The organism is Gemmiger sp. (assembly GCF_036306485.1).
Classification (GTDB): Bacteria; Bacillota; Clostridia; order Oscillospirales; family Ruminococcaceae; genus Gemmiger.
In genome coordinates, this window is record NZ_JAXJZK010000044.1 from 61,665 (window position 1) to 81,830 (window position 20,166).

Consider the following 20,166-nt stretch of genomic DNA (forward strand, 5'->3'; position numbering starts at 1 on the left):
GATCACAGACAGATTCAGTATAACACAGTTTTGGCACGGTGCAAATGATTTTTTCGCACCTGATTACTCGATCAGTGCCACGGCGTGCGCCGCAATGCCAAGCCCCTCGCCGGTGAAGCCGAGATGCTCCTCGGTGGTGGCCTTGACGCTGACCCGGTCCACGGGGATTTCCAGCGCAGAAGCGATGTTCTGCCGCATGGCAGGGATATGCGGCGCCAGCTTGGGCGCCTGGCAGAGCACGGTTGCATCGAGGTTTCCGACCCGGTAGCCGGCCTGCTGTACCAGCTTGCCGACCTCCCGCAGCAGCATCAGCGAGTCCGCGCCTTCGTATCGGGGATCGGTATCGGGGAAATGCTTGCCGATGTCGCCGAGCGCGGCCGCACCCAACAGGGCGTCGGACACGGCATGGAGCAGCACATCCGCGTCGGAATGGCCCAGCAGGCCCTTTTCATAGGGAATCTCCACACCGCCCAGAATCAGTTTGCGGTTCTGGGTAAGGCGGTGCACATCGTAGCCATGGCCGATCCGCATGGTGGTTTCTCCTTTCCCGGAAGACGGAAGATCTTCCTTGGTCGTGATTTTCAGATTGGCGTAGTCCCCTTCGGTCAGCCGGACCGGCAGACCCGCCAGTTCAAACAGGCTGCAGTCGTCCGTCACCAGGTCGGCCCGGTCATCGCTGACCGCCTGCAGGGCCTGCAGGTAAAGGGCACGGCGGAAACACTGGGGCGTCTGGACGGCAAACAGACGGGAGCGGTCCGGCGTCACCGTGACAAAGCCGGCATCCGCAATCTTGATGGTGTCCTTGACCGGCACCGCGGGGGCCGCCGCTCCGGTTTCGGCTGCGGCTTGCAGCGCTCCGGTGATGACCTGCGGGCTCACAAAGGGGCGGGCGGCATCATGGATGGCAACCAGCGTACCGTCCGCCGCTTCGAGTCCGTTGCGCACGCTCTCGGCCCGGGTGGCGCCGCCGTTGACGACACGGCAGGGTTTGCGGCAGGCTGCGGCAATCCGGTCACAGGCGTCGCGGTTGGCACCGGCCACGAGGACCAGACTGTCCACCTGAGGATGCTGTTCAAACGCCTCCACACTGGCCTCCAGGACCGTGCGTCCGTCGGGAAGCCGATAGCTGAGTTTGTCAAACCCCATCCGGCGGGAGGCGCCGGCCGCCACAAGAATGGCGGTTACGGAGTTGTTCTGCATGGAGCAACACATCCTTCTGTCCTAAGAATTGTATGGTAGTTTTATTATACAGAACTTTGCGGGAAAAATCTACCGCCGAATTGCGCAAAACAAAAAAAGCAACCCGCCGGGAGGGGGCTGCTTTGCTTTCTGGAGCCGACCGCGTCCGGATCAGGCTCTTCTCTGTTTTTTGTCCAGGCGGATCTTGTCGGCGATCATCGCGATGAACTCGCTGTTGGTGGGTTTTCCGCGCAGATTATGAATCGTATACCCGAAATAGCTGTTCAGGGTATCCACATCCCCACGGTCCCACGCGACTTCGATGGCATGGCGGATGGCGCGCTCCACGCGGGACGCGGTGGTGCCGTTGCGCTTGGCAATCTCGGGATACAGACGCTTGGTGACGGCATTGATGTACTCATGGTCCTCGACGGCCAGCAGAATGGCGTCGCGCAGGAACTGATACCCTTTGATATGGGCCGGAACGCCGACCTGGTGCAGGATCTCGGTGACGGTCAGCTCGTCACAGTCCTGGCTGGCCGGCTGCGGTTTGAGCGGCGTGCCGGCCGCCTTGAGAACCCGGCTGACCAGCACATTCTCATCAAACGGCTTGACAAAGAAGAAGGAGAAACCGTTGTCCAGCAGGTCCTGCTCCACCTCTTCGCTCTGGAACGCACCCGTTACAAAGAACGTCGTCCGTGCGCCGCGGGTGTCCTGCGTTTCATAGCGCTGCTTGACCGTGATGGCATCCAGGTCCGGCATGAACGCATCCAGCAGAACCGCCTGCGGGTGGGTATCCAGCAGCGCCTTGAGGGCTTTGGCACCGTTCTTTTCACAGACGGTCACATCAACGCCCTTGGCTTCCAGGGCCTGCCGGCACAGTTCGGTGGTCTGGGCTCCGGTATTGGTCATCAAAAACTTGATCTTTTCCATCGTGTTCCTCTCCTAAGTCAGCAGCTCGTCGCCGCGGTGTTCTCTTTACAATGGAAATATTACCATATTTTACCATTCCGTGCAAGAGGATTCGTTCCCTTTTCTTTGGGTTTTTTTCGGGTATTTCGGCAGTGTTCGACTTTTTGTGCGGCAGTGCGACAAAATTCCTTCTGATTTTGTTCTTTGGAATCTTTCCTTTTCATTTCCAGTTTTACCAAATTCCCCAAAATCTGCCGCAAGGACCTTTTCCCGGGTAAATTCGGCCCGGGAGGTTGTCGGTTCCGGTCAGCACGGCTCTGTGCAAAAGGATGTATGGGGCAGTGCTGGACTGCCCAGCCGGAAGTTCTATGCAAGACTGTCCGCCTTCTGGAGCATCGTGGTGGCAAAGATCCCGTACCCCCGCGTCGGGTCGTTGACCAGCACATGGGTCACAGCGCCCACCAAACGGTCGTTCTGCAGGATCGGACTGCCGGAAAGCCCCTGGACGATGCCTCCCGTCGCGGCGAGAAGGTCGGGATCGGTGACGCGGATCTGCAGGTTGCGGTTGGGATCATCCGCCGTCATGTTGACACGCTCGATCCGGATGGTATACCGCCTGGGTTCGGTGCCCGAAACCGTTGTGAGGATTTCCGCCTCCCCCAGCTCGATCTCCTGCGGGTTGGCCACCGGCATCTGCGTGCCGTCCACCGCAGCGGAAAGCCGGCCGTACACGCCGGTTGTCTCGTTGGCGCTGACCACGCCCAGGGTCTGTTCCCCGGCAAACTTGCCTTTCAGCTCTCCGGGCGCTCCCGGGGAGCCTTTCTGGCAGCCCGTGATGACCACCGGGACGATCTCCCCGCTGAGCAGCGTCAGATCGGCGCCGGTATCGCTGTCCGAGATGGCATGACCCAGCCCGGCAAAGGTTCCGTTGGCGGGATTGGTAAAGGTCAGCGTCCCGATGCCGGCCGAGGAATCCCGCACCCAGACCCCGGCCCGGAGCACGCCGGCATCCCGGTCGAGGACCGGGGTCAGCGTGCAGGTATACTCGGTGTCGCCGCGGCGGTAGACCACCGGGATGGCCTGACCGTCCGCGGCGGTGATGGCTGCCGTGAGTTCCTCATTGTTGCGCACCCGCTGTCCCCCGGCCGAGATGATCAGGTCGCCCAGCCGCAGGCCGGCTTCCTTGGCGGGGTTCTCGGTGCCGAGGTCGGTATGCAGGTCGCTGAAGGCAACGACGAGCGCCCCGTCCGAGAACATCTTGATGCCGAAAGGCGTTCCGCAGACCGAAACCTCCCGCCGGGTTTCGGACACGGTGCGCACCGTCTTGATGGGGATGCCCAGCAGTGTCACCACCTGATTCTGGCTGGAATCCGGTGCAGGAGACCCGGCCGGAGCGGTCTCGCCCTGCAGCGAAACCGGCTGCACCGTGAGGAACCTAAGGCTGGCAATCGTCAGGGGCTGACCGGTTTCGACGGTAAACGTATCGGGAAGGGCGCTGCGCAGCGCCACAACCGTACCGCCGCACAGGGCCCCCAAAAGAAGCAGCGCCGCGGTGATTCGGCGCAGAAATTTGTGTTTGGGCATAGGAAAATCCGCCTCCTGTTGTTCAGTATGTGCAGAAGAAGCGGATTTGGTGATACCATTTTTTGGAAGGCCGGGAGCAGTGTACTTTGCCGTCGCCTGCTGGAAATTGTCGGAAAGCTGTGTTATAATAAGAAAATCCTGCACCACGGATACCTGTTTGAGGGAAAAGGAGAAGCACCATGTCCCGTACCAACAAGACCAAGAATCTGCTGGCGAAAAGCCTGACCGAGCTGATGGCGAGCATGCCCCTGGAAAAAATCTCGGTCAACGACATCGTGGAACACGCCGGCGTGGGTCGAAACACCTTTTACTATCATTTTGAAGACAAGTTCGACCTGGTCAACTGGTATTTTCAGAGTGGTGTGACGCAGTTCCTGGTTGAGCGCGGGCATTATGCCAGCTGGCCGGATCTGCTGTGTGACCTGGAAATATATCTGCGGGAGAACCGGACCTTTTACACCAATGCCCTGGCCTACACGGGGCAGAACTGTCTGCGGGAATATATCTTCCACTATACCAGCGCGCTGTTCGCGCAGCGGATGGCAGCCTCCAATCCCGGCTCCACCGAGGCCGACCAGCGCTTTGTCGGGGATTTTCTGTCCGGTGCGCTGATGGGGATTCTGCTTCCCTGGGTCCAGGGCGGTATGCGGGAATCCGGGCTGCGCAGCATCAACGACTCCATCCGCGTACTCTGTCACAGTGACCTTTCCGAGCTGATGGGATACGGATTGAGCGATGACCTCCCGAACGACAACAACTGAAAAAGCCGCGGCACCTGCCCTCTGACAGGTCCGCGGCTTTTTGTTTTTGTAAAGGATCAGTCGCCCAGCTGAAGCGGGAACGTCCGCCCCTCGGGCAGGCAGGTCCCGACCGTGCAGGATGTGGAGGTCAGGCAGGACAGGCTGCGCAGATCCCGTTCCCAGTCCAGCAGGAAGATCGGGACGGAGACCGTCTCACGGCGGCTGGAAACAATCTGATGGTGCAGCTGATCGGACATCTCGGCGCTCATGTCCGGTTTGCGGGCATAGATGCAGAACAGACTGTACTGGGTGATGACATCCAGCCAGTCGGCGTCGAAGGCTTCCGCCGCATCGTCATTGCCCAGATCGACCAGGAAGCCGCAGAACATCCTGCGGCGGCGCATCCGGCATGCTGCGGCACAGGCTTCGGGGGTCAGTTCGGGTTTGTGGAGGAAGATCAGCACCACCACATTGTTGCAGTGCTCCAGCCGCAGGATGGTTTCCTCGGTCAGCTGCTCCGGTTCGGCCAGCAGAAAGAAGGCCGTATAGGGATGTGCCCGGAACACCGCGACGGTATCGTCGGTGAGCGGCTCCTCCAGCGAGAGCACCCAGGTATAGCAGAATTCCTGCTCGGCTGCGGCAACGGCACGTTCCAGCCCCGGTGTGCCGCAGATGCCCACATGAAGCCAGGACAGATCGGTCCGTTCCGAGGCCCGGATGTGGGAAACACCATAGATCAGCGAATCAAATCCCAGATTGATGCCGACACTGCAGATCCGGTCCTCGCTGACTTCCTCCACCAGGCGGCGGACCAGCGTATAGTACAGGCTGTCGGTGCGTTCCAGCACGGTCTGGGCATACTCAAAAAAATGTTTTTGGGAATCCTTCTTGGCAAGGACGGCGCACATATCCACATAGTTGCGCAGCTGACGGAATCCGTCGCGGCGGATGTCCCGCACCGCACGATGCCCCAACGTCATGGTAAAGCTGCGAGAGCTTTCCAAATCGTTTCTCATGGTCGGTTCCTCTCTCCATTACAAGCGATTTTTATCAGTTTAACTTTGATATTTTAGCACAAACGGCGTGTGACTGCTATGGTTAATTCAACAAAACTGTCCGGCTTTTGCGGCGCGGATCATTTGAGCTCCACCACGGTCACGCCGCTCTCGCCTTCGCCGTAACGGCCCAGGCGGAAGGACTTGACGCCGCGGTGGGTGCGCAGATGTTTCTGGATGGCGTTGCGCAGCGCGCCGGTGCCGTTGCCATGGATCAGGTACACGGTGTTCTGGTTGCTCAGCATGGCATGGTCAAGGAACCGGTCCACCTCTGCCAGGGCTTCCTCCACGGTATAGCCGAGCAGGTTGAGCTCCATACTGGATTTTCTGTCGTGATTGAGCTGCACATGGGTGCGGGTTTTGGGCGGCTGCTGGCGCTGGACCGAGCGTTTGTCCATCTTGTCCGGCGCACAGAGTCCCGACAGCGGCACCTTGGTCTTGAGAATACCGGCGCGCACCTCGACCATACCGTTCTTGTCGGGACGGGACAGCACAACGGCGTGCTGGTCCAACTCGGCAATGACGACCTCCTGGCCGGGTTTGACCTCCTTGAGAGGCACAAATTCCCGCTTGACGGGCTTTTTCTCGGTCCGGGCAAGGAGCTGTTCGGTGTCCTTGCGGGCAATTTCCCGCGCACGGACCGCACGGGCCGCGGCGCTGGTCTTTTCATCTTTCTGGATGCGGCGCAGTTCGTCGGTCAGCGCATAGGCATCGTTCTGGACCTGCTGCATCAGCTCATGGGCCTTGCGGCGGGCGGCCTCCAGTTCCTCCTCGCCCTGCTTGATGAGCGCTTCGCGCTGTTTTTCGGCGCTTTCCAGCGCGTGTTCGGCCTCGTAGCGGGCTTTTTCGGCCTCATCCTGGGCCGCCTTGAGCTGCAGTTTGAGGTCATCCAGCTGGGCCAGCACGGTATCCAGACGCTTGTCGTCGCTCGACATATGCGCCCGGGCCGCGTCGATGACGCTCTCGGGAATACCGAGCTTGGCACTGATGAGGAAGGCGTTGGATTTGCCCGGCACGCCCACGCTGAGTTTATAGGTAGGCGCCAGGCTCTCCACGTCAAATTCACAGCTGGCGTTGACGACGCCGGGAGTTTCCAGCGCGTAGATCTTCAGTTCGGCATAGTGGGTGGTGGCCATCAGCAGTGTTCCCTGCCGGCGCAGCCGCTCCAGGATGCTGACCGCCAGTGCGGCGCCCTCGGCCGGATCGGTACCGGCGCCGAGCTCGTCCAGCAGTGTCAGGGTGTTGGGGCCGGCCAGTTCCAGAATTCCGGTGATCCGCTTCATATGGCCCGAGAAGGTGGACAGGCTCTGTTCAATGCTCTGTTCATCGCCGATGTCCACAAGGTATTCCTCAAAATGGCAGACCATGCTGCTCTCGTGGGCGGGGATCAGGAACCCGTACTGGGCCATGGCATTGAGCAGGCCCGCCGTCTTGAGGCTGACCGTCTTGCCGCCCGTGTTGGGGCCGGTGATCACGAGGGTGTCGTAGTCCGACCCCAGCGAGATGTCCACCGGCACCACCTTTTTGGGATCAATGAGGGGGTGGCGGGCCTTGTTGAGCCGGAAGCAGCAGGTATCGCTGACAGCCGGCATGAAGGCGTTCTGCTCCACGGCCAGGCGCGCCTTGGCCAGCAGCAGGTCGATCTCCAGCATGGCGTCATAGCTGCAGCCGAACTGGGGTTCCAGGCTGGCCACCTGGGCCGAGAACGCCGAGAGGATGCGGGTGATCTCCTCCTGTTCCTGGGCACGCAGCTGCATGATCCGGGCATTGGCTTCGACCACGGCCGTCGGTTCCACAAAGATCGTCGAGCCGCTGGAGGAGACATCATGGATCACGCCGCCGACCTCGCCACGGAATTCGGCGCGCACCGGCACCACATAGCGGCCGTTGCGCAGCGTGACCACTGCATCCTGCAGAAACTTGTTGGTGGTGGAGTTCTTGATGATATTGTCCAGTTTGGTATGGATGGAATCCTCGGTGGCGCGGATCTTGCGGCGCAGATCGCGCAGTGTGACCGAGGCGGTATCGGCCATCTCCTCGGGCGAGAGGATGCAGTCGCTGATCTGCTTTTCCAGCACCGGCTGCGGAGCCAGGGCCGCAAACAGGTCATCGGTGGGCATCATCTCGTGGTCGGTCAGGCCGTACCACTGGACCAGGCCGGAGAAATTGCGCAGTGTGGCCGCAATTTCCAGCAGTTCCCCCATCGAGAGGATGCCGCCCTTGACGGCGTGGGCCACAACGCGGCGCACCTCATGCACCGCGCCGAACCGCGGGCTGCCGTTTTTCAGAAGCAGCGAGTTGATGGCATTGGTCTGGGACAGCGCATAGCGCTCTTCCTCCGTCGTCTCAAACGGCGCAAGGGCGCGCATCCGGTCTTTGGTCTCGGCGCAGGTGCAGAGTTCCACCGCGCGGCGGAGGATCTTGTCCAGTTCGAGTGTGGATTGATAGGAAAGGTCCATAAAATTCAACGTCTCCCTGATGGTATCGCAAGCACCCCTGTGGGTGCGGTGTTGTCAGTCCAGGACGGTTTTGAGAAAGTCCAGGCTTTTGGGGCTGTATTCCAGATGGGCCAGCAGATACTGTTCACTGACCCGGCCCAGACGCTTCAGGCTGCTGTCCGAGAGAGTGAATCCGAACAGTTTGCCGTCCTCGGCCAGGCAGATATGCCGCAGCGCATAGAGTGCGCCGGGGTCCAGGTTGGGGGTGCGGCGTGCCTTGCCGGCACAGTCCTCGCAGAGCAGCCGGCCCTCGACGGGGTCCAGGTAAAAGCTGCCGCCCTCGTAGCGGCCGCACTCGTCACAGCCCAGCACCCGTGGCATATAGCCGGTCTGGGTCATCATCCGCAGCTCGGCAATGGCCTTGAGCTGGCGCAGAGGGCGCTTGCCCTCCCCGATCATGTACATGGTATTGAGCAGCAGCCGCAGGCAGTCGGCGGACTCCGGCGGTTCCGGGGCCAGCGCCGTAGCCAGTTCGGCCAGGTAGGCGGCAAGGGCCATGCCTTCCACCGACCGGCTCAGGCCGTGAAAGACACGGATGACCGTTGCCCCGTTGATGAAGTTGGTTTTGCGCCCCGTTGTGAGCAGAAATTCCGAATAGCAAAAGAGCCCGCAGCCGCTGAACAGCTTGTTTTTCAGCCGCAGGCTCCCCCGGGCGGAAGCAGAGAGCAGGCCCTTATCCGGTGTCAGAATGGTCAGGATCTGATCCGCTTCCCCTACCCGCACCGTTCGCAGGACCAGTCCCGTTGTTGTGATCTCCATAGCTCTCCCCCACGGAACTGCTCTGGTGCAAACTGGCGTTCCTGTATTCCAGATAATCGTAAATACTGCCGGAAGCGGCAAATTTCAGCCACTGCTCGGCACGGCTTCCTTCGTTGCCTCGTGACCCGCTTTCCATGGTCGGCGCCCCCCTTTATCGGTTAGGATGCCAACCATTATATCGCGTTATGCATGGAAAAGTTGTCCAAGCGTGGCCGCGAGAAAAGGAAGATTCAGGGCTTTGCAAAGCCAAGGTTGTCCAGCAGGCGGTCATTGTCCCGCCAGTCTTCCCGCACCTTGACCCAGCATTGCAGGTTGACCTGCACGCCCAGCAGTTCTTCACAGTCCAGGCGGGCGGCCGTGGCAATCTTTTTGAGCATCTGCCCGCCCTTGCCGATGATCATGCCCTTATGGCTCTTGCGCTCGCAGCAGATCTCCACGCGGATGTCCACAAGATCCCGGTCGGGACGCTCCTTGAAGCTTTCCACCGTGACGGCAATGCCGTGCGGGATCTCGTCGCGCAGGAAGAGCAATGCCTTTTCCCGCACCAGCTCGGCCACCAGATCCTTCTCGGGCATGTCGGTGAAGGATTCATCATCAAAATAGTGGGGACCCGGGTTGGCATACTTGGCCAGCAGCGGGAACAGCGTATCGCAGCCGGTGCCGTCCCGTGCCGAGACCGCCACGATCTCGTCAAACACGCCGAATTCCTTGAGCTGTGCCTTGCGCGCTTCCAGCGTGGCAAAATCCTTGAGCAGGTCCACCTTGTTGATGACCGCCACCGCCGGGCCGGCCTTCTTCAGGGCTTTGACCATATTGAGTTCCGATTCGGTGAAATCGCCGGACGGTTCAAACAGCATGAGCGTCACATCGACATCCTTGAGGCTGGCGGCCGCGGTCTGGGTCATGCGGGAGTCCAGCCGGTTGCGGGGCAGATGGATGCCCGGCGTATCCAGAAGGACATACTGCACCGGGCCCTTGGTGATGATACCGGTGATGCGGCTGCGGGTCGTCTGCGGTTTCTGGGTGACGATGGCCACCTTTTCCCCCACCAGATGGTTGGTCAGGCTGGACTTGCCCACGTTGGGCCGTCCCACCAGCGCCACAAAGACGCTGGATGTCTGCTGCGGGGTACTGTGTTTATTTTCCATTGGGGTCTTTCCCTTTCTGTGTCTGATTGGGGGTGTTGAAGATGAAGAAGTAGGCGGCCAGCGCGGCAACGACCAGCGCCACCCATTGCCAGGGGCGGAAGGTGCACACCTTCTCCCAGATCAGCGCAAAGCGCGGCACCAGCAGGCAGAACGCCACCGCCACCGAGGCCACCGCCATGACCAGCACGCCGCCCGCCGCCATATCCTTGGCGGCACCGGCACTCCACCAGTGGGTGGTGTCGGGCTTGTCCACCGCACGCTCCACGGCAGAGTTCATCAGTTCCAGCGCCATCACGGCACCGACGCACAGCAGGATCATGGCCAGGTCCGTCCCCTGCAGTTCCGCCAGCGCCGACACCCACAGCGCAAGCAGCGCCGCCACCAGGTGGAACCGGAAGTTGCGTTCCTCCCTGACGGCTGCGCGGATGCCGTTCCAGGCATAGATGAATCCTTTTCCGAAACGTTTGAGTTTTGACTTCATAAGCAGGTCAGATCTCGTCGTTGGTGTAGCTTACCGTGCGCGGCAGACCGAGCTGGATGAGCACAGCTTCCTCCTTTTCCCGCATACGGACGGCTTCCAGGCCGCTGGCTTCATGGTCGTATCCCAGCAGATGCAGCATGGAATGGACGGTCAGGTACGCCACCTCGCGCTGCAGGCTGTGTCCGTAGAGTTCCGCCTGTTCCATCGCGCGTTCCATCGAGATGACGATATCGCCGAGGATCTTGCAGCCGTTGTCCTCGTCGATGTCATAGGCACCGTTTTCTCCCATCGGGAAGCTAAGTACATCCGTTGCGGTATCCTTGTTGCGATACTGCAGGTTCAGCTCATGGATGCGGGCATTGTCCACGAAGGTCACACTGATCTCGGCGGGTCCCTCGAAGTGCTCATACTCGAGGACTGCGTTGCAGCTGCGCCTGATCAGGATGCGCAGTCCGGACGGAACTTTGACCGTATTCTGCTCATTGGTAATCAAAACTTTGTTGGACATGAGAATGTCTGCCTCCTTACTGTCATAATGATCCCGTATGTTATTGGCTGTTTCCTTTGTGATTGGTTTCACGCTGCGCGGAACGCTCACCGGCCGCGCGCTCATACGCCTTGACAATCTGCTGCACCAGACGATGGCGCACTACATCCTTCTCGGTCAGATAAACCTGGGCGATGCCGTCAATGCCGCGCAGCACCCGGAGGGCATCCACCAGGCCGCTGCGGGTCTTGTCGGGCAGATCCACCTGGGTCACGTCACCCGTGACCACCACCTTGCTACCCACACCCATGCGGGTCAGGAACATCTTCATCTGTTCGGGGGTGGTGTTCTGCGCTTCGTCCAGAATGATAAAGGCATCATCCAGCGTCCGCCCGCGCATATAGGCGAGCGGCGCTACCTCGATGCTCTGTTTTTCCACAAGTTTCTGAAAGGTCTCGGCGCCCAGCAGGTCAAACAGACCGTCGTACAGCGGGCGCAGGTAGGGGTCCACCTTGTTCTGCAGGTCGCCGGGCAGGAAGCCGAGCTTCTCCCCTGCCTCGACGGCCGGGCGGGTCAGAATGATCCGGCTGACATCCTTGGATTTGAACGCCTTGACCGCCATGGCGACCGCCAGGTAGGTCTTGCCGGTACCGGCCGGCCCCACGCCGAAGGTGATGGAGTTCTTGCGGATCGCCGCGAGATACTCCTTCTGCCCGAGGGTCTTGGGATGAATCGGGCGGCCCTTGGCAGTCACGGCCACAAAATCGTCGTTGAGTTCCCGCAGCCGTTTTTCTTCGCCGCCGCGTGCCAGACTGATGCAGTACCGCACCGTCTGTTCCTCCAGCGGCGTATGGTTCTGCATCAGTGTCACCATGCCGTCCACAGCATGGACCGCCGCCTCGACATCCTGCGGCTCTCCGGTAAACTTGAGCATCGAACCGCGGCACACCGCTGTCACATGAAACTCATTCTCCAAAAGCCTTACATTCTGATCACAGTTGCCGAAGATGGCAGCGGCCAGCTCGATGCTGTCCAGCGCGACTGATTTTTCTGCCAAAGACATGACCTCCCGGGTTCGTTTGAGAATCGGAACCGCGGCGGGAATTTTCCCCAGACAGCAGTTCCTCAATTTGAATTATATCACAGTTTCTGCGAAAAGAAACTATGAATATTGCACAAAATTTTCCAGCCTTCCATGTTGGTTTCGCATCAAGTTCCGGCAGAATCCGGCAAAAGACCGGGGTCCGGAGCACTGCGGGCAATATCGGCGATAAAGACGAAGTGCGCGGTGCACACAACGCTGTCTTCCTCCTGCCGGGTCTCGAGGTCTTCCTGCTCGATGACCGCCCCGGGGAACCGGCCGAGCAGGTCAAGCCGGCAGCTTCGTCTTGCCAGCGCGGCCGCGGCCTCGGGGGTATACTGCACGGTCCGGAGCGCCCGCTCCCAGCCCTCGATCTGCCGGACACTGGCCGGCAGGGCCAGCCGCCCCACGGTCAGCGGCAGCCAGCGGGTCACGGTATCCCCTTCCGGCTCGGGCTGTGGCGTTTCGTCAGGCTGCCAGCAATACCCGAGCAGGCAGAATTCCCGGCTGACCCAGTGCTGCCCGGTGAGAATCGGGCTCTCGGCGGTCAGCGGCTGTGCGGCGGTACAGTCCAGCCGTACCCGGGCCATCACACTGCCCGTCGCCCCCTGACGGACCGGGTTGCCGGACCGGTCGGCTTTCTGGGCGGCGGCCAGCGGCTGGCCTTCGGCCACATACTGGCCGGGCTTGACCAGAGCAAACCCGCTGCGGACATCGGTGGACAGGATTTCCCCGGCCGCGGCCGCGACCAGGATTGTGTCAGCTGCGGCGGCGGGTAGTTCTGCGGTCTGCCGGTCGGTGCTCTCGACAAAGAGGCAGCCGCCGGTGAAGTTGAGGCTGAGCCATCCGAACCCGGTTTCCTCCAGTGTCAGAGCTTCCCGGCTGCGGTTCAGAAGCTCCTCGTCCAGCCGGACGCCTTCCCGGATGCCCTGATCCGCCAGGGCCGCCCGCAGCGCGGTCTGGACATCGGCATCGAGGGTCCCGAAATCCATGCACCAGAGAAACCCCGGCAGCCAGGCCGAGAGCAGTGCGAAACAGAGCAGCCCCGCCGGGATGCCGGGCCGACGCAGCAGCCGTTCCAGCAGGCGGCCGGGTCCGCGCCGCCCGGTCAATTCCAGCTGCCAGCCGCCCCGCCTGGCGGCACGGCGCAGCCGGGGCAGATCGCGGCCCGATGCGCAGGCCGTGAGCCCCTGTGCATCGGGCGAGATGCAGGTCAGCTTGGCGCCGGTCTGCGCTGCCTCGCCAAGGAAGCGCTGGACATGGCGGCCGCGCACCGTAAAGCGCACCAGATCGGCGGATGCCGGGTCAAAGTGTCCCATTCTCGTCCCCCCACTTGGCGGAAAATTCCAGTCTGGCGACCTGTCCGCTCACCGAAAGGCGCCGCCCCGCAAACGATTCTATCCGCAGCCCGCCGCCATACAATGTAATGATGGCGCTTCCGAAATCCAGGCTGATCTTCTGGGGCGTGAAGTCCAGCACGCGGCGGCAGCCGTCGGTATACACCCGGCCGCTGCGGATTTCCAGATCGGGCAGGCGGTAGAAATCCTGTTCGGGCTGGCGGAACAGGTCCCGGGGATGGAGCGGCGCCGCGCGGGGGCGGCGTGGGCGGCGTCGGAACCGCGGTTGCTTCATAGGTCTTGCCCCCTTTCGTCTCAGTATACGCGGAGGTGACGTGGTTATGAATCCGGCTTTCCTGTCCGGGGCGGCGGCGCTGCTGCTCGGGGCGGCACTGCTGGCCTGTCCGGCAGCTGCGGCCCAAGGATTTTCCGAGGGGCTGGCGCTGTGCGGCGGCAGTCTGCTGCCGGCTCTGTTTCCTTTTTTTGTGGTCTGTGAGCTGCTGGTCGGCAGTCCGGTGTGCGAAGTGCTGGGACTGCCGCTCCGGCCGCTGACCCGTCTGTGCGGCATCCGGCAGCGGGAAGCCGCCTCGGTGCTGGTGCTGGGCTGGGTGGGCGGGTACGCCGTCTGTGCCCGGATGATCGCACAGCTCCGTGCCGCCAACCGCCTGACAGCGCGGGATGCCTCCCTGCTGCTGGTGCTGGGCTGCTGTTCCGGTCCCGGGTTCGTGATCGGTGCCGTCGGCGGGCAGATGCTGGGCAGCATCCGGCTGGGGGTTCTCCTGTACGCCTTACAGCTGGCCGCAAATTTGCTGGCCGGTGCCTGTCTGCTTCCCGTTTTGCCGCGTTTCGGGTCGGACGGTCTGTCCGGAGCGGTACAGGACGTTCGTCCGGCCGGCCCCGCACAGGCTATCGGCCGGGCGGTGGACAGCAGTCTGCTGGTCTGCGGCTGTGTGCTGTTTTTCCGGATTCTCACCTGTCTTGCCGATGAGCTACCGTTTTTGTCCCGGCATCCCGGCTGGCAGCCCTGGCTGAGCGGCGCGCTGGAGATCAGCGCGGGCTGCTATGATTTTGCCGGGCTGCCCCATCTGCCCGGGCTTTGCTTTTGTCTGAGCGTGATGGGGTTTTCGGTGTTTGCCCAGCTGTCGGGGCTGCTGCGCGGAACCGTGTCTTTGGTACCGCTGGCATTTTCCCGGGGGCTGCATCTGGTTTTCCTGCAGGGGATGCTGCGCATTGCCCTGCGGTTTCTTCCCACAGAAGCAGCGGTTTTTTCCAGTCTGGCGCCCCGTGTGGTGGTCATGCAGCGCGAAGCCCCGGATACCTCGCTGGCCGTTTTTTTCTTTTTGTGTGCGGTTCTGGCCAAACTTTACAAAGTCCGGCAAAGCTCCTATAATGAAAGGGTAAATCCGGGAAAGTGAGGGATACTATGTTCAAGAAACCGCCGTACGGCAGCAAAATTGCCCCGTCCTGTGCGTACTGCCTCTACGGTTCGCCTGCTGCCGACCCCAAGATGGTGCTGTGCCGGCAGAAAGGCGTGGTCTCGCCCTACTTTTCCTGCCGGAAGTTCCGCTATGATCCGCTGCTGCGGGTTCCCCGCCGGCAGGTCCTGCCCCATTACGATCCCAAGGATTTCAGCCTCGAAGACTGACTGAGCCCGGAAAGGAAGCTTATGCCGCATCTGTCATCCCGCCGCCGTCGCCGGCACCCTTTGCAGGATTTCCGCGCCGCCTGGCGTGCCCGGCCCGTCGTGACCACCGTTTACCTGCTGCTGCGCGCCTCGGTGATTCTGGTCCTCATCGCCCAGCTGTTCAACCGCAACTTTGAAAACGCCTTCCTCTGCGTCCTGACGCTGCTGCTGTTTCTGGTGCCCAGCATGCTGGAGGACCGGCTCAACATCGACCTGCCGAACACGCTGGAAGTCATCATCCTGCTCTTCATCTACTCCGCCGAGATTCTCGGGGAGATCAACGCCTACTATGTGACCTTCCCTTACTGGGACACCGTCCTGCACACACTGAACGGGTTTCTGTGCGCTGCGATCGGGTTTTCCCTGTTGGACATCCTCAACCGGGAAGAACGGATCAAGGTCTCACTGTCGCCGCTCTACCTGGCCATTGTGGCGTTCTGCTTCTCGATGACAGTGGGCGTTGTCTGGGAATTCTTTGAATGTCTGATGGACCAGCTGTTTGCGCTGGATATGCAGAAGGACACCATCGTCCATTCCATCGGCACCATCCTGCTGGACCCCACGGGCGGCAATCATCCCGTCGTGGTCAAGGGCATCTCGGATGTGATCCTTGTGCTGGAGGACGGCACCCAACGCCCCCTCGGCCTGGGCGGTTACCTCGACATCGGTCTGCTGGACACGATGGAGGATCTGTTCGTCAACTTCATCGGGGCCTTTGTTTTCTCGGTGATCGGCTATTTTTATGTCCGCAGCCGCGGCAAGAACAAGTTTGCCAAGCGCTTTATTCCCATCGTGGGACCCGCCAGAGAACCCGATGACAAGGCTCCGGACGATCCGCCGCCTGATCCCTCGGTCTGAACCGCAGCCGCCCGGCAAATCCGCCGGGCGGTTTTTGTATTTATTTGCGGATTTTTCCGTTTACCTCTTGACTTCACAGAAAAATCCGTTATACTAATATTGTTGCGCTGGTGTGGCTCAGTTGGTAGAGCAGCTGATTCGTAATCAGCAGGTCGCCGGTTCAAGTCCGGCCACCAGCTCCAGAAACCGCTCGGAATCTCACGATTCCGGGCGGTTTTTTCTATCTCCGGATTTTTTTCGTCCTGCTGCTTGACATCCGGGACACAGCGGACTAGAATAGACCCGAATCATTGATATGTCATCGATTGATATATCAACCAAAGAAAGGAAGCTGAAGGATGGAATACGCTGTTCACACGCTGCTGTTCCGCACCGCGCATCTGCAGCAGAACTTCATGCGGCCGCAGCTGACACGGCTCGGGCTTTCGCCGGGGCAGCCCAAGGTCCTGCGATGTCTGCGCGACCGCGGCCCCTGTTCCCAGCGGACACTGGCCGACTACTGCGAGGTGGACCCCGCCGCGATCTGCCGGATGCTGGACAGCATGGAGCGCAACGGATTCCTGCGCCGTTGTCCCTGCCCCAACGACCGCCGCACCGGCGAGGTCCGTCTGACCGACAAGGGCCGCGACACGCTGGCCCTGTGGGAGGAACAGTGCAACGCCTTTGAGGCCCAGATGCTGCAGGGATTTTCGGAGGAAGAGACCCGTCAGCTGCGGGATTTTCTGTCACGCGCCTACCGCAATGCGGGAGGAAAGCTGCTGTGAGGTGAGAGCATGAATGATCTGAGCTATATTTTTTCGTATCTGAAGCCTTACCGCAAGGACCTGGCCGCCGCGGTGGGCATGGTCTTTGTGGAATGTGTGTTTGAGATGCTGATTCCCCTGCTGATGACCGGCATTGTGGACGTCGGCGTGCCCAACCACGACCTTTCCTATCTGCTGCTGCAGGGCGGCAAGATGGCTCTGTGCGCCGTGCTGGCTCTGGTAACTGGCCTGATGTATGCGCGGTATGCCGCACGAGCCGCCAACGGCTTCGGCGCGGAGCTGCGTCTGGCCGAGTACCGCCGGCTGCAGGGGTTTGACTTTTCCAATCTGGATCACTTTTCCACGCCGTCCCTTGTCACCCGCATGACCACCGATGTCACCGTCATGCAGAACGCCATCAACGCCGGGCTCCGGCCGCTGGTCCGCAGCCCGGTCATGCTGTTCATGGGCGTGGGCATGTCCTTTGTGCTGAATCCCGATCTGGCGCTGGTCTTTCTGGTCACGGCGCCGCTTCTGGCCGCAGCGCTGGCCGTGATCGTCCACAAGGTCGGACCGCTGTACAACCGTCAGCAGCAGGCCGTGGACCACGTCAACGGCCGGGTTCAGGAGGACCTGACCGCCATCCGCGCCATCAAGGCATTTGTGCGCGGGGAGTATGAGAGTGCCCAGTTTGACGCCGTCAACGATGAGCTGGCCGCGGCCAGCACCGATACGTTCCGTTACGCCGTGCTCAACCTGCCCGCCTTCCAGACCATCATGTACACGACGGTGGTCTGCATCATGTGGTTCGGCGGCCGTCTGATTCTGGTGGGCTCGATGAGCGTGGGCGAACTGACCGCCTTTTTGAGTTATGTGCTGCAGGTCATGAACTCGGTGATGATGTTCTCCAACGTCTTTCTGCTGCTGACCCGCTCGCTGGCCAGTGCCCGCCGGATCCGGGAAGTGCTGGAAGAACGGCCCGATCTGGACAGCAGCGCACAGCCGCTGACTGAAGTTCCCGACGGGCAGGTGGATTTTGAGGACGTGAGCTTCAAGTACGCCCGTTCGGCCCAGAAGGACGCGCTGTCCCATGTGACGCTGCACATTCCGGCCGGCGCAACAGTGGGCGTGATCGGCGGAACCGGGTCCGCCAAGACCACACTGGTCCAGCTGATTCCGCGTCTGTACGACGCCACCGAGGGCGTGGTCCGGGTGGGCGGTCAGGATGTGCGCCGTTATGATCTGAAAGTCCTGCGCGATGCCGTGGGCATTGTGTTGCAGAAAAACCTTCTGTTCTCCGGAACCATCCGGGACAACCTGCGCTGGGGCAATCCCGACGCGGACGACGAGACCCTGTGGAAAGCCTGCCGTCAGGCCTGTGCGGATGAATTTCTGGAACGGATGCCCGACGGACTGGACACCGACCTGGGTCAGGGCGGCGTCAATGTTTCGGGCGGTCAGAAACAGCGTCTGTGCATCGCCAGAACGCTGCTCAAACATCCCAAGGTTCTGATCTTTGATGACTCCACCAGCGCCGTGGACACCGCGACTGAAGCGAAGATCCGCCGGGCTCTGGCCGAGCTGACCGACATGACCAAGATCATCATTGCCCAGCGCATCACCTCGGTGATGGACGCCGACCTGATTGTGATTCTGGACGACGGCAAGGTACACGCTGTGGGCAACCACGAGACCCTGCTGGCCAATGATCCGATCTACCGTGAAATCTACGATTCTCAGATGAAGGGAGGCAGCGCCGATGGCAAAGCAGTTTAGTGGAAAGCGTCCCAAAAACCTGGGACGGACGCTGCATGCGTTCGGCGGATATCTGGGACGGCACCGGGTTCTGCTGATTCTGGTGGCCCTGCTGGCTGCCGTGAGTGCCGCCGCCAACCTGCTGGGCACCTACATGATCAAGCCCATCGTCAACCAAATCACCCAGGTGGGCAGCGTTTCCGGTCTGGTGGGCGGCGTGGCGCTGGCCGCCGGCATCTATGCCGTGGGTGCGCTGTCCACGCTGGGCTATACCCAGATCATGGTCCGGGCTGCACAGAAGATCCTGCGCGATATCCGTCACGATCTGTTTGCCCATCTGCAGACCCTGCCGCTGCGCTTCTTTGACAGCCAGCGCAAGGGCAACCTGATGAGCATGTTCACCAACGACGTGGATACCATCTCGGATGCGCTCAACAACAGCTTTGCGATGCTGATTCAGAGCTTCATCCAGATGGTGGGCACCATGCTGCTGCTTCTGATCCTGAACTGGCAGCTCTCCATCCTGGTATTTGCCGGGTATGCCGCCATGTTCCTCTACATCCGGTACAGCACCAAGCGGAGCAAGTTCTACTATGCGCACCAGCAGACCTATCTGGGCGAGCTGGACGGCTACATCGAGGAGATGGTGGCCGGGCAGAAGGTCGTCAAGGTGTTCAACCACGAGGAGGCCAACCTGGAGGAATTCACGCGGCGCAACGAGATGCTGCGTCAGGCCGGCACCAGCGCCCAGAGCTATGCCGCCACCATGATTCCCGCCGTGGTCAGTATCTCCTACATCAACTATGCCCTGATCGCTGTGGTCGGCGGCATCATGGTGATGATGGGATGGTCGGATCTGGGCAGTCTGGCAAGCTATCTGGTGTTCGTGCGGCAGTCCGCCATGCCGATCAACCAGTTCACCCAGCAGGGCAACTTCCTGCTGGCAGCGCTGGCCGGTGCCGAGCGAATCTTTGATACGATGGACGAGGAACCCGAAGTGGACGAGGGCACCGTGGAAATGGTCCGTCTGCCCGAGGGCAGTCCGTCCCGCTGGGGCTGGCGGGATACCGCTCACCCCGAGGCCCCGGTCATTCCGCTGCGCGGCGATGTCAGGTTTGAGAATGTCAGTTTCGGCTACGAGTCCGGACAGACCATTCTGCACGGGCTTTCGCTGTACGCCAAGCCGGGTCAGAAAATTGCCTTTGTCGGCTCCACCGGTGCCGGCAAGACGACGATCACCAACCTGATCAACCGGTTCTACGATGTGACCGAGGGCTGCATCACCTACGACGGCATTGATGTGCGCCGAATCCGCAAGGATGATCTGCGGCACAGTCTGGGCATCGTATTGCAGGACACCCACCTGTTCACCGGTACGGTGGCGGACAACATCCGGTTCGGCAAGCTGGACGCCACCCAGGAGGAGATTGAACAGGCCGCCCGCATTGCCAATGCGGATTCCTTCATCCGTCGCCTGCCCCAGGGGTATGAGACAATGGTCACCGGTGACGGTGCCAACCTGAGCCAGGGGCAGCGGCAGCTGCTGGCGATTGCCCGGGCGGCCGTGGCCGACCCGCCGGTACTGATTCTGGACGAAGCCACTTCCTCCATCGACACCCGCACCGAGGCCCTGATCGAAAAGGGCATGGACCGGCTGATGGAAGGCCGCACGGTCTTTGTCATCGCACACCGGCTGTCCACCGTGCGCAACGCCAATGCGATCATTGTGCTGGAACACGGGCGGATCATCGAGCGCGGCGACCACGACGAGCTGCTGGCCCAGAAAGGCGAATACTACCAGCTGTATCACGGTATGTTTGAACTGAGCTGACAAAAGCCAGCGTTCCGGATCTCCGGGACGCTGG

The 20,166-nt window shown here is 61.1% G+C and carries 19 protein-coding genes and 1 tRNA gene; 8 read left to right on the top strand and 12 right to left on the bottom strand.

The genetic code is table 11. The features are described from left to right. Positions 1-63: 63 nt before the first annotated feature. The 3 genes from ispF to spoIVB form a co-directional block, all read right to left on the bottom strand. Positions 64-1,200, bottom strand: coding sequence for a 2-C-methyl-D-erythritol 2,4-cyclodiphosphate synthase (ispF, locus tag U0L91_RS09255; protein ID WP_330046318.1), 1,137 nt, complete (start codon positions 1,198-1,200; stop codon positions 64-66). 150 nt (positions 1,201-1,350) lie between these two features. Continuing rightward, positions 1,351-2,112 (bottom strand): sporulation transcription factor Spo0A, encoded by a 762-nt coding sequence (spo0A, locus tag U0L91_RS09260; RefSeq protein WP_330046320.1) that lies wholly within the window; start codon positions 2,110-2,112, stop codon positions 1,351-1,353. A 345-nt stretch (positions 2,113-2,457) separates the two neighbouring features. Next, complete coding sequence (gene spoIVB / locus U0L91_RS09265; protein WP_330046322.1) at positions 2,458-3,675, bottom strand: SpoIVB peptidase; 1,218 nt, start codon at positions 3,673-3,675, stop codon at positions 2,458-2,460. 179 nt (positions 3,676-3,854) lie between these two features. On the opposite strand from spoIVB, the gene U0L91_RS09270 reads away from it, so the two are divergent. Beyond that, the gene (locus U0L91_RS09270) at positions 3,855-4,436 is read left to right on the top strand and encodes a TetR/AcrR family transcriptional regulator C-terminal domain-containing protein (protein ID WP_330046324.1); all 582 of its coding nucleotides are present in this window, start codon (positions 3,855-3,857) and stop codon (positions 4,434-4,436) included. A 56-nt stretch (positions 4,437-4,492) separates the two neighbouring features. Here the strand turns inward: U0L91_RS09270 and U0L91_RS09275 are convergent, their stop codons facing one another. The 9 genes from U0L91_RS09275 to U0L91_RS09315 all read right to left on the bottom strand — a co-directional run bounded on the left by U0L91_RS09275 (position 4,493) and on the right by U0L91_RS09315 (position 13,556). Next, the gene (locus tag U0L91_RS09275; RefSeq protein ID WP_330046326.1) at positions 4,493-5,431 is read right to left on the bottom strand and encodes a hypothetical protein; all 939 of its coding nucleotides are present in this window, start codon (positions 5,429-5,431) and stop codon (positions 4,493-4,495) included. A gap of 119 nt (positions 5,432-5,550) precedes the next feature. Next, positions 5,551-7,929 (bottom strand): endonuclease MutS2, encoded by a 2,379-nt coding sequence (locus tag U0L91_RS09280; protein WP_330046328.1) that lies wholly within the window; start codon positions 7,927-7,929, stop codon positions 5,551-5,553. Positions 7,930-7,983: 54 nt separating this feature from the next. Beyond that, on the bottom strand, positions 7,984-8,727 hold the full coding sequence (recO, locus tag U0L91_RS09285) for a DNA repair protein RecO (protein WP_330046330.1): 744 nt from the start codon (positions 8,725-8,727) through the stop codon (positions 7,984-7,986). A gap of 230 nt (positions 8,728-8,957) precedes the next feature. Further along, positions 8,958-9,875: a GTPase Era gene (era, locus tag U0L91_RS09290; protein ID WP_330046332.1), complete on the bottom strand. Its 918-nt coding sequence runs from the start codon at positions 9,873-9,875 to the stop codon at positions 8,958-8,960. Next, complete coding sequence (locus U0L91_RS09295; RefSeq protein WP_330046334.1) at positions 9,865-10,356, bottom strand: diacylglycerol kinase; 492 nt, start codon at positions 10,354-10,356, stop codon at positions 9,865-9,867. The genes era and U0L91_RS09295 overlap by 11 nt, the downstream gene beginning before the upstream one ends. A 7-nt stretch (positions 10,357-10,363) precedes the next feature. Next, positions 10,364-10,864 carry an rRNA maturation RNase YbeY gene (gene ybeY / locus U0L91_RS09300; protein WP_330046336.1) on the bottom strand — a complete coding sequence of 167 codons (501 nt, stop codon included), beginning with the start codon at positions 10,862-10,864 and terminating at the stop codon, positions 10,364-10,366. Positions 10,865-10,904: 40 nt separating this feature from the next. Next, positions 10,905-11,900, bottom strand: coding sequence for a PhoH family protein (locus tag U0L91_RS09305; RefSeq protein WP_330046338.1), 996 nt, complete (start codon positions 11,898-11,900; stop codon positions 10,905-10,907). Between the two features lie 152 nt (positions 11,901-12,052). Next, positions 12,053-13,243 (bottom strand): sporulation protein YqfD, encoded by a 1,191-nt coding sequence (locus U0L91_RS09310; RefSeq protein ID WP_330046340.1) that lies wholly within the window; start codon positions 13,241-13,243, stop codon positions 12,053-12,055. Beyond that, the gene (locus U0L91_RS09315; RefSeq protein WP_330046342.1) at positions 13,230-13,556 is read right to left on the bottom strand and encodes a YabP/YqfC family sporulation protein; all 327 of its coding nucleotides are present in this window, start codon (positions 13,554-13,556) and stop codon (positions 13,230-13,232) included. The genes U0L91_RS09310 and U0L91_RS09315 overlap by 14 nt, the downstream gene beginning before the upstream one ends. 46 nt (positions 13,557-13,602) lie before the next feature. Between U0L91_RS09315 and U0L91_RS09320 the strand changes: the two genes are divergently transcribed. The 7 genes from U0L91_RS09320 to U0L91_RS09350 all read left to right on the top strand — a co-directional run bounded on the left by U0L91_RS09320 (position 13,603) and on the right by U0L91_RS09350 (position 20,132). Beyond that, the gene (locus U0L91_RS09320) at positions 13,603-14,676 is read left to right on the top strand and encodes a hypothetical protein (protein ID WP_330046343.1); all 1,074 of its coding nucleotides are present in this window, start codon (positions 13,603-13,605) and stop codon (positions 14,674-14,676) included. An 8-nt stretch (positions 14,677-14,684) separates the two neighbouring features. Further along, complete coding sequence (locus U0L91_RS09325; RefSeq protein WP_330046344.1) at positions 14,685-14,906, top strand: hypothetical protein; 222 nt, start codon at positions 14,685-14,687, stop codon at positions 14,904-14,906. 21 nt (positions 14,907-14,927) lie between these two features. Continuing rightward, entirely contained in the window at positions 14,928-15,803 is an 876-nt protein-coding gene (locus U0L91_RS09330) for a DUF2238 domain-containing protein (protein ID WP_330046346.1), read from the top strand. A 106-nt stretch (positions 15,804-15,909) separates the two neighbouring features. Continuing rightward, positions 15,910-15,985: transfer RNA gene (locus U0L91_RS09335), tRNA-Thr, on the top strand. 156 nt (positions 15,986-16,141) lie between these two features. Further along, positions 16,142-16,567, top strand: a complete 426-nt coding sequence (locus U0L91_RS09340) for a MarR family winged helix-turn-helix transcriptional regulator (protein WP_330046348.1) — start codon at positions 16,142-16,144, stop codon at positions 16,565-16,567. 9 nt (positions 16,568-16,576) lie between these two features. Then, positions 16,577-18,322, top strand: coding sequence for an ABC transporter ATP-binding protein (locus tag U0L91_RS09345; protein ID WP_330046350.1), 1,746 nt, complete (start codon positions 16,577-16,579; stop codon positions 18,320-18,322). Next, positions 18,306-20,132 carry an ABC transporter ATP-binding protein gene (locus U0L91_RS09350; RefSeq protein WP_330046352.1) on the top strand — a complete coding sequence of 609 codons (1,827 nt, stop codon included), beginning with the start codon at positions 18,306-18,308 and terminating at the stop codon, positions 20,130-20,132. Before U0L91_RS09345 ends, U0L91_RS09350 begins: the two co-directional genes overlap by 17 nt. Positions 20,133-20,166 lie beyond the last annotated feature (34 nt).